Below are 8887 nucleotides of genomic sequence, written 5' to 3'. Positions count from 1 at the left end.
TCCCCGACCCCTGCGCCACGTTCGACGACTTCCGCCGCGGCGCCTGCCACGCGTTCCTGGACCGCCTCATCCGCTGAGAACGGCGAAGGGCGGCGCCGCACGGCACCGCCCTCCGCCAAGCCGACTCCCGTCAGTGGGCCGAGCAGCCTCCCGTGGCCGCGGCGGACGGCTGCGGGCGGCCGATGGTCGGCATGCCCAGCGGCACTCCCGCCCCCTGCCCGGCAGGGCGTCCCTGGCGGGCCTGCCAGGCGTCGCCCGCCCGGGTGCGCCGGACGCCGAGCAGCGGCCCGTCGGCCACCAGGTGGTGCGGAGCCGCGTACGTCACCTCGACCGTGACCATGTCGCCCGGTCGCGGCGTCTCGTCGCCCGCCGCGAAGTGCACCAGGCGGTTGTCCGGCGCGCGCCCGGACAGCCGACGGGTGGTTTCGTCCTTGCGGCCCTCGCCCTCGGCGACCAGCACCTCGAGCGTCCGGCCGACCTGCTTCTTGTTCTCCTCCCAGGAGATCTCCTCCTGCAGGGCCACCAGCCGCTCGTAGCGCTCCTGCACGACCTCCTTGGGCACCTGGTCGTCCATGGTGGCCGCCGGGGTGCCGGGACGGATGGAGTACTGGAAGGTGAAGGCGTTGGCGAAGCGGCTGCGCCGGACCACCTCGAGCGTCTGCTGGAAGTCGTCCTCGGTCTCACCGGGGAAGCCGACGATGATGTCGGTCGAGATGGCGGCGTCCGGCATGGCCGCGCGCACGCGCTCGATGATGCCGAGGTAGCGCTCGGCGCGGTAGGAGCGCCGCATGGCGCGCAGCACCCGGTCGGAGCCCGACTGCAGCGGCATGTGGAGCTGGTGCATGACGTTGGGCGTCTCGGCCATCGCGGCGATCACGTCGTCGGTGAAGGCGGCCGGGTGGGGCGAGGTGAAGCGCACCCGTTCGAGCCCCTCGATGTCGCCGCAGGCGCGCAGCAGCTTGCCGAACGCCAGCCGGTCGCCGAACTCGACGCCGTAGGTGTTGACGTTCTGGCCGAGCAGCGTGACCTCGAGGACCCCCTGCCCGACCAGCGTGCTGACCTCGGCGAGGATGTCGCCGGGCCGGCGGTCCTTCTCCTTGCCGCGCAGCGACGGCACGATGCAGAACGTGCAGGTGTTGTTGCAGCCGACCGAGATGGCCACCCACGCGGCGTACGGCGACTCGCGCCTGGTCGGCAGGGTGGACGGGAAGACCTCCAGCGACTCCTTCAGCTCGACCTGCGCCTCGCCCGCGACGCGGGCCCGCTCCAGCAGCACCGGCAGCGAGCCGATGTTGTGGGTGCCGAACACCACGTCGACCCACGGGGCCTTGCGGACGATCTCGCCCTGGTCCTTCTGCGCCAGGCAACCGCCCACGGCGATCTGCATGCGCGGGTTGCGCGTCTTGGCGGGGCGGAGGTGGCCGAGGTTGCCGTAAAGGCGGTTGTCGGCGTTCTCCCGCACGGCGCACGTGTTGAACACGACCACGTCGGCCGTCTCCCCGTCGGGAACGGGCACGTAGCCGGCGTTCTCCAGCAGGCCCGACAGCCGCTCGGAGTCGTGCACATTCATCTGGCACCCGTATGTGCGCACTTCGTATGTGCGGGCGCCCTCCTGGGTCACAGTCATGGCGTCTTCAAGGGTAGTCGCAGTCGGACTTGACAGGACCCTCACCGTTCCAAAAGGCCAGCTTGATGGCATGATGTGATCGGATCGGTACCGCTCGGTTAGTGACCAGCGCTCTAACGCCCTCTACCGTTTCGTTCCATGACGGAGAACGGAGACGCCACTCCACTCGTGCAGTTGGAGAACGTCAACAAGCACTTCGGGTCGCTCCATGTCCTGAAGGACATCAACTTGACCGTCTCTCGTGGCGAGGTTCTGGTCGTCATCGGCCCGTCCGGCGGCGGGAAGTCCACGCTCTGCCGCACGATCAACCGGCTGGAGACGATCGACGGCGGGAGGATCGTCTTCGACGGCAACGTCCTGCCCGCCGAGGGCAAGGGGCTGGCCAGACTTCGGTCCGAAGTCGGGATGGTCTTCCAGTCGTTCAATCTGTTCGCGCACAAGACCATCCGGGAGAACGTCACCCTCGGCCCCACCAAGGTGCGCGGCATCGCGAGGGACGCCGCCGACAAGCGGGCGATGGAGCTGCTCGAACGGGTGGGCATCGCATCGCAGGCCGACAAATATCCGGCCCAGCTCTCCGGCGGCCAGCAGCAGCGCGTCGCGATCGCCAGGGCGCTGGCCATGGACCCGAAAATGATCTTGTTCGACGAGCCCACCTCCGCACTCGACCCCGAGATGGTGCAGGAGGTGCTCGACGTCATGATCGGGCTGGCGCGTGACGGGATGACCATGATGGTCGTCACGCACGAGATGGGCTTCGCCCGGCGGGCCGCCCACCGCGTCGTGTTCATGGCCGACGGCCAGATCGCGGAGGAGAACACCCCCGACGAGTTCTTCACCAACGCGCAGACCGACCGAGCGCGTGACTTCCTTTCGAAGATCCTCACGCACTGAAGATTGAGGCAGGTACACATGCACATGCGTCGAGCGGGAGCACTGCTCTCGGTGGCGGCCCTGGCCGCCGGCCTGTCCGCCTGTGGCGGCGGCGAACAGACCTACGCCACGGTCGCGGACAAGATCGCGGCCGGCGAGACGATCGTGGTCGGCACCAAATGGGACCAGCCGAGCCTCGGCCTGAAGATGGGCAACGAGCCCGAGGGCTTCGACGTCGACGTCGCCAAGGCCGTGCTGAAGCAGATGAACGGCGGCAAGGACGTGGCGGTGGAGTGGAAGGAGTCGGCCTCCTCCAACCGTGAGCCGTTCCTCCAGAACGGCACCGTTGACATCATCTTCGCCACGTACTCCATCACCGAGGAGCGCAAGACCAAGGTGACCTTCGGCGGCCCGTACGTCGTCGCGCACCAGGACGTGATGGTCCGCGGTGACGACACCACCATCAACACCCCGCAGGACCTCGAGGGCAAGCGGATCTGCAAGGCGGCCGGCTCCAACTCCTACCGCCGCATCACCGACCCGCCCCCGGACGGCGAGCTCGACCTCGACGCGACCACCGTCGACGCGGCCAACTACTCCGAGTGCGTGCAGAAGCTCTCCGGCAGCAACCTCGACGCGGTGACCACCGACGACCTGATCCTGGCGGGCTTCGCCAAGCAGGCGCAGCAGTCCGGCGGCAAGTTCAAGGTCCTCGGCCAGGGCTTCACCGACGAGAAGTACGGCGTCGGCGTGAAGAAGGGCGACACCAAGACCTGCGAGGCCGTCAACACCGCGGTGAAGGCGCTGTGGGACAACGGCACCATGAAGACGCTGCTGGACAAGTGGTTCGGCGGCATCCAGGGCCTGAAGCTGTCCGACACCGCGCCGACGCCCGAGGGCTGCGCCTGATCACACATGAGGCGGCGGCCGGCGACCCGGCCGCCGCCGCCCTATGTGGTGGAGCACGATGGAAGATCTGATTAGGTACGCGCCCGACCTCGCCCTGGGGTTCCTGGAGAACATCAAGCTCTCCATCGTGGGCGCGATCACCTCCCTGATTCTCGGCACCATCCTGGTGGCGATGAGAGTTTCCCCCACCCCCGTCCTGCGGGTGGCCGGCACCTTCTACGTCAACGTGATCCGCAACACCCCGCTGACCCTGGTGCTCGCCTTCTCCGCGCTCGGGCTCAGCGACCAGCTCGGGCTGGTCTTCTCCGCCGAGCCCAGGATCAACTCGTTCTGGATCGTCGCGATGGGCCTGTCGGCCTACACGGCGGCGTTCGTCTGCGAGGCCCTGCGTTCGGGCATCAACACCGTGCCGCTCGGGCAGGCGGAGGCGGCCCGGGCGATCGGGCTGACGTTCATGCAGTCACTCCGGATGATCATCCTGCCCCAGGCGTTCCGCGCGGTCGTCGCGCCGCTCGGCAGCGTGATGATCGCCATGATCAAGAACACCACCGTCGCGGTGGCGGGCGGGTTCGCCGCCGAGTCGGCGGCCAACATGAAGGAGTCCTTTGACCAGGTCGGCGCCTCGATCCCGATCTTCCTCGGCATCGTGGTCGCCTTCATGGCCGTGACCCTGCCCGTCGGCTGGTTCACCGGCCGGCTGGCCCGGCGCCTGGCGGTGGCCCGATGAGCACTTCTGTCCTGTTCGACGTTCCCGGGCCGCGGGCGAGGACGCGCAACGCGCTCCTCACGGTGGCCAGCGTCATCCTGGTCGGCGCCGCCCTGTACGGCATCTACAGCGGCTTCGACGCCAAGGGCCAGTGGCGGGCCGAGATCTGGCAGCCGTTCCTCGAGTGGGAGACGTGGGAGTTCTACATCTTCCCCGGCCTGCTCGGCACGTTGCGGGCCGCCGCGGTCGCCTCGGTGCTCGCCCTGGTCTTCGGCGCGGTCTTCGGCCTGGCGCGGTTGTCCGACCACCGCTGGATCCGCGTCCCGGCGGGCGTGGTGGTCGAGGTCTTCCGGGCCATCCCGCTGCTGCTGCTGATCTTCTTCATCTTCTACCTGGCGCCTGCCGTGGCGGGGCCCGGCGACTACACGTTCATGGCGGTCGTCGTCGGCCTGATGCTCTACAACGGCTCGGTGCTGGCCGAGGTCGTCCGGGCCGGCGTGTTGTCCGTGGCCAAGGGCCAGTCGGAGGCCGCGTACGCGATCGGCATGCGCAAGAACCAGGTGATGCGGCTGGTGCTGCTGCCGCAGGCCGTCACGGCGATGATGCCGGCGATCGTCAGCCAGCTCGTGGTGCTGCTGAAGGACACCGCGCTCGGCTACATCATCGCCTACGTCGACCTGCTCAACACCGGCTTCAAGATCCTGCCGGCGCGCTTCTTCGGCTCGCTGATCCCGGCGGCCATCGTCATCGGCGTCATCTACGTGGCACTCAACATGGCGCTGAGCTTCCTCGCCACGTGGCTGGAGCGGCGTAGCCGGCGCAGCCGCAAGACCTCGGCGGCGCCGATCGAGCCCCCCGGCCAGCCCGCCATCGGTGCCGGGGCGGGCACCGGACCGCAGGGCGGCGGGGTCGCGGCCGGCCGCGGCATGGAGTGACGGCGGGGCGGCGGGCCCGCGCGCCCGCCGCCTCCCGGGACAGCCAAGAAAGCCCCAGGTCTGCTTTGCCGCAGGTCCGGGGGCGCCCCTCCGCAGGTAGCCTCCTTGCAAGGAGGTCGGGGAAGCATGCGGGGGGCGGCGCACGCGGGGCTCGTCATGGTGCTGGCCCTGACGGCGTGCGGAGGCGGCGGTTCGTACACGACCGCCGTCGACAAGATCAGGAACACCGGCACGGCCGTCGTCGGCACCAAGGCGGACCAGCCGGGCGTCGGCCTGCGCACGGGCGCCGGCGAGCCTCAGGGCTTCGACGTCGACGTGGCCCGCTACATCGTCAGGCAGCTCGCCGGCGGCGACGACGTCCGGATCACCTGGCGGGAGTCGCCGTCGTCGGCCCGAGAGGCGCTGCTCCAGAACGGCACCGTCGACCTGGTCGTCGCCTCCTACAGCATCACGCCGGCCCGCTCGGCCAGGGTGACGTTCGCCGGGCCGTACGTGATCGCCCGGCAGGACACGATGGTGCGGGCCGGCGACACCAGCATCAGGAAGACGACCGACCTGCGCGGCAAGCGGATCTGCCTCGCCGAGGGGTCCAACTCCTACCGCCGGATCGTGGACCCGCCACCGGACGGGCTACTGAACCTGCCCGCCGTCCTGGTGCCCGCGGCGAACTACTCCGACTGCGTACGCAAGCTCGCCGCCGGGCAGCTCGACGCGGTCAGCACCGAGGACCTGGTCCTCGCCGGGTACGCCGAGCAACAACCCGGCAGGTTCCGGCTGCTGAACGACCCCATCTCGGACGAGAAGTACGGCGTCGGCATCAAAAAGGGCGACATCGCCACCTGCGAGGCCGTGAACCGGGCGATCATCCGGATGTGGCAGGACGGCACGGCGGCGCACCTGCTGCGCAAGTGGTTCGGCGGGACGGGGCTCAAGCTGCCCGCCTCGATGCCCCGCCTCCAGCGCTGCGGCTGAACCTCGGGAGCCCCCTGCGTTCGCGCAGATCTTCCGGCAGGATGCGGGTATGCCTTTCTGGCCCTCCCCCATTTCGACCAGAGACGTGGCGAGTTCCGGCACGCGCCCCGCCTGGCCCATCGCCCGCGACGGCCGGGTGTGGTGGACCGAGGAGCGTCCCGACGAGGGCGGGCGCACCACCATCGTGTGCCGCGCTCCCGACGGCACCCGCACCGAGTTACTGCCCGCCCCGTGGTCGGCCCGCACCCGGGTCCACGAGTACGGCGGGCGCCCCTACACCGTGGCCCCCGCGGGCGAGATCATCTTCGCCAACCTGCAGGACCAGCGGCTCTACCTCCTCGCCGGCGACCGCGATCCGCGCCCGCTCACCCCCGAGGGCGCCCGCTACGCCGACCTGCTGGTCCACGACGGCCAGGTGTGGTGCGTCCGCGAGCGCCACAGCGGCGACGGCAAGGTGAGCCGCGCGATCGTGTCCGTCCCGCTCGACGGCGGCGAGATCCTCGAACGCGCCAACGGCTGTGACTTCTTCGCCTCCCCCGCCGTCTCCCCCGACGGGCGGCACCTCGCCTACATCTGCTGGAACCACCCCCGCATGCCCTGGGACGGCACCGAGCTGCGCGTCACCTCCCTGGCCGACGGCCGCTCCTGGACGGTGAAGGGCGGCCCGGCCGAGTCGGTGCTGGCCCCGGCGTGGAAGGACGACTCCCGCCTCTACCTGATCTCCGACTCCACCGGCTGGTGGAACCTCTACGAGATCGGTCTCCACGGCGACGACGCGCGGGCCGTGCACCCGTCCGAGGAGGAGTTCGCGCTGCCGCCGTGGCGGCTGGGCGGGATGCCGTACACCGTGCTGCCCGACGGGCGGCTCGCGGTGCTGCACGGGCGCGGAGACCTGCGGCTGGGCGTGCTCGACCCCGAGTCCGGGGCGCTGACCGACCTCGACCTGCCCTACGCCGGTTGGGACGCCGCGCTGGCCGCCGAGGGCACGTCCGTGGTCGGCGTCGCGTACGCCGCCACGACCCCGCGCTCGGTGGTGCGGGCCGACACGGCCACCGGGCGCCATCTCACGCTCGGGAGCGACCTCACCTCACTGCCCGACCCCGACTACCTGCCGGTCCCCCGCGCCGTGCGCGTGCCGGGCGAGCGCGAGGTGCACGCCTTCCTCTATCCGCCGTACGCCCCGGCCACCGAGGGCGACACGCCCCCGTACGTGATCTTCGTGCACGGCGGGCCGACCGCTCAGGCCGACTCCGCGCTCGACCTGGAGAAGGCGTTCCTCACCTCGCGCGGCATCGGCGTGCTCGACGTCAACTACGGCGGCTCCACCGGCTACGGCCGCGCCTACCGCGAGCGGCTCAGGGGCCGGTGGGGCCTGGCCGACGTCGACGACGTCGTCGCCGCCGCCCGCTGGCTCGCCGCGGAGGGCCTGGCCGACGCCGGGAGGATCGCCGTACGCGGGGGCAGCGCGGGCGGCTGGACGGTCATGGCGGCCTGCTGCCGCTCCGACGTGTTCGCCGGCGGCGTCTCCTACTACGGCATCAGCGCGCTCGCCCCGCTGGTCGCCCACACCCACGACTTCGAGTCGCGTTACGTGGAGTGGCTGGTGGGCCAGGAGGACCCTCAGGTGTACGCCGCCCGCGAGCCACTCGCGCTGGTCGACGGCGTGACCTGCCCCATGCTGCTCCTCCAGGGGCTCGACGATCCCGTGGTGCCGCCGGAGCAGTCGGAGGCGTTCGCCGATGCGCTGTCCGAGCGTGGCGTCCCGTGCACGTACCTCGCCTTCGAGGGCGAGTCGCACGGCTTTCGCCGCACGGAGACGCGGGCCGCGGCGCTCGCCGCCGAGCTTGCCTTCTACCAGCAGATCTTCTGAGCGGATCGGTCACAGCCTGCTAGCATGATCGCCGCTATGGACGATTCCCTCGGCAGCTCCTACCGCCTCGTCGAGATCCTCGGCGAGGGCGCCATGGGCACCGTGTGGCGTGCGCTCGACCGCCGCACCGGGGAGCAGGTGGCGGCCAAGCTCCTGCATCCCCGGCTGACGCGCGAGCCCGACACCGTCACCAGGTTCGTCCGCGAACGCACGGTTCTGATCCGGTTACGCCATCCGGGCATCGTGTCCATCCGCGACTTCGTCCTCGAAGGCGACCGCATCGCGATCGTCATGGACCTGGTGACCGGCGGCGACCTGAGCGCCCTGGTACGCCGCTCCGGAACGCTCCCCGCGGCCACGGCCGCCACGATGACCGCCTCGCTGGCCGAGGCGCTCGCCCACGCCCACGAGCGGGGCGTCGTCCACTGCGACGTCAAGCCCGCCAACGTGCTCGTCGACCAGGCCACCGGGGCGCTGCGGCTGACCGACTTCGGCGTCTCCCGCATCCTGCACAGCTCCACGGCCAGCACCACCGGCTCCGTGGCGGGCACGCCCGTCTTCCTGGCGCCCGAGGTGTTGCGCGGCGAGCGTCCCTCGCCGGCGGCCGACGTCTACGCGCTCGGCATGCTGCTGTACGAGCTGCTGGCCGGGCGTCCGCCGTTCGCGGGTGGCCACGGGCTGAGCGCGCTGCACTCGGCGCTGCACATGGCGCCGCGGCGGCTGGAGGGCATGTCCGACACCCTCTGGGGCGTGATCGACGCCTGCACCGCCAAGGAGCCTGCCGCCCGGCCGCCGCTCGATCAGGTCACCCCCGTCCTCCACGCGGCCGCCCGCACGGAGTCCCAGCTTCCCCTGCCGCCGGTCTCCCGCGACGAACCCCTCTCCGCCACCGCCATCCCTCTCCCCAACACTCCGACCTCCCCGCCCCAGCCCGACACCCCCTTCGCTCCCCAGCCCGACGCCGGCACGTCCTCACCTCACCCTGGCACCAGGAC

General features: G+C 70.8%; 8 protein-coding genes. 7 read left to right on the top strand and 1 reads right to left on the bottom strand.

Annotated features, from left to right (window positions below):
* Positions 1-130: 130 nt before the first annotated feature.
* Positions 131-1627, bottom strand: a complete 1497-nt coding sequence (gene miaB, locus E1286_RS43575; protein WP_132622719.1) for a tRNA (N6-isopentenyl adenosine(37)-C2)-methylthiotransferase MiaB — start codon at positions 1625-1627, stop codon at positions 131-133.
* A 138-nt stretch (positions 1628-1765) separates the two neighbouring features.
* Between miaB and E1286_RS43570 the strand changes: the two genes are divergently transcribed.
* From E1286_RS43570 to E1286_RS43540, 7 genes are all read left to right on the top strand, one after another.
* Positions 1766-2521, top strand: coding sequence for an amino acid ABC transporter ATP-binding protein (locus E1286_RS43570; RefSeq protein WP_132622717.1), 756 nt, complete (start codon positions 1766-1768; stop codon positions 2519-2521).
* An 18-nt stretch (positions 2522-2539) separates the two neighbouring features.
* Positions 2540-3409, top strand: a complete 870-nt coding sequence (locus E1286_RS43565) for a glutamate ABC transporter substrate-binding protein (protein WP_132622715.1) — start codon at positions 2540-2542, stop codon at positions 3407-3409.
* 58 nt (positions 3410-3467) lie between these two features.
* Entirely contained in the window at positions 3468-4136 is a 669-nt protein-coding gene (locus tag E1286_RS43560) for an amino acid ABC transporter permease (RefSeq protein WP_132622713.1), read from the top strand.
* On the top strand, positions 4133-5050 hold the full coding sequence (locus E1286_RS43555) for an amino acid ABC transporter permease (RefSeq protein WP_132622711.1): 918 nt from the start codon (positions 4133-4135) through the stop codon (positions 5048-5050). The genes E1286_RS43560 and E1286_RS43555 overlap by 4 nt, the downstream gene beginning before the upstream one ends.
* A 126-nt stretch (positions 5051-5176) precedes the next feature.
* Positions 5177-6022: a glutamate ABC transporter substrate-binding protein gene (locus E1286_RS43550; RefSeq protein ID WP_246075663.1), complete on the top strand. Its 846-nt coding sequence runs from the start codon at positions 5177-5179 to the stop codon at positions 6020-6022.
* A 49-nt stretch (positions 6023-6071) separates the two neighbouring features.
* On the top strand, positions 6072-7892 hold the full coding sequence (locus E1286_RS43545; RefSeq protein ID WP_132622707.1) for a S9 family peptidase: 1821 nt from the start codon (positions 6072-6074) through the stop codon (positions 7890-7892).
* A gap of 36 nt (positions 7893-7928) precedes the next feature.
* Positions 7929-8887, top strand: a 959-nt coding sequence (locus tag E1286_RS43540) for a serine/threonine-protein kinase (protein ID WP_165970182.1), incomplete at its 3' end; no start/stop codon positions are given.

The organism is Nonomuraea terrae (assembly GCF_004348995.1).
Lineage (GTDB): Bacteria > Actinomycetota > Actinomycetes > Streptosporangiales > Streptosporangiaceae > Nonomuraea > Nonomuraea terrae.
The sequence above is the reverse complement of the archived record's forward strand: the minus strand, read 5'-3'. Positions and strand labels throughout refer to the sequence as shown.

What these genes read in the sequence shown, in the direction of transcription:
- miaB (WP_132622719.1), bottom strand. Translation starts at nt 1,627, where the DNA reads ATGACTGTGACCCAGGAGGGCGCCCGCACATACGAAGTGCGCACATAC.
- E1286_RS43570 (WP_132622717.1), top strand. Translation starts at nt 1,766, where the DNA reads ATGACGGAGAACGGAGACGCCACTCCACTCGTGCAGTTGGAGAACGTC.
- E1286_RS43565 (WP_132622715.1), top strand. Translation starts at nt 2,540, where the DNA reads ATGCACATGCGTCGAGCGGGAGCACTGCTCTCGGTGGCGGCCCTGGCC.
- E1286_RS43560 (WP_132622713.1), top strand. Translation starts at nt 3,468, where the DNA reads ATGGAAGATCTGATTAGGTACGCGCCCGACCTCGCCCTGGGGTTCCTG.
- E1286_RS43555 (WP_132622711.1), top strand. Translation starts at nt 4,133, where the DNA reads ATGAGCACTTCTGTCCTGTTCGACGTTCCCGGGCCGCGGGCGAGGACG.
- E1286_RS43550 (WP_246075663.1), top strand. Translation starts at nt 5,177, where the DNA reads ATGCGGGGGGCGGCGCACGCGGGGCTCGTCATGGTGCTGGCCCTGACG.
- E1286_RS43545 (WP_132622707.1), top strand. Translation starts at nt 6,072, where the DNA reads ATGCCTTTCTGGCCCTCCCCCATTTCGACCAGAGACGTGGCGAGTTCC.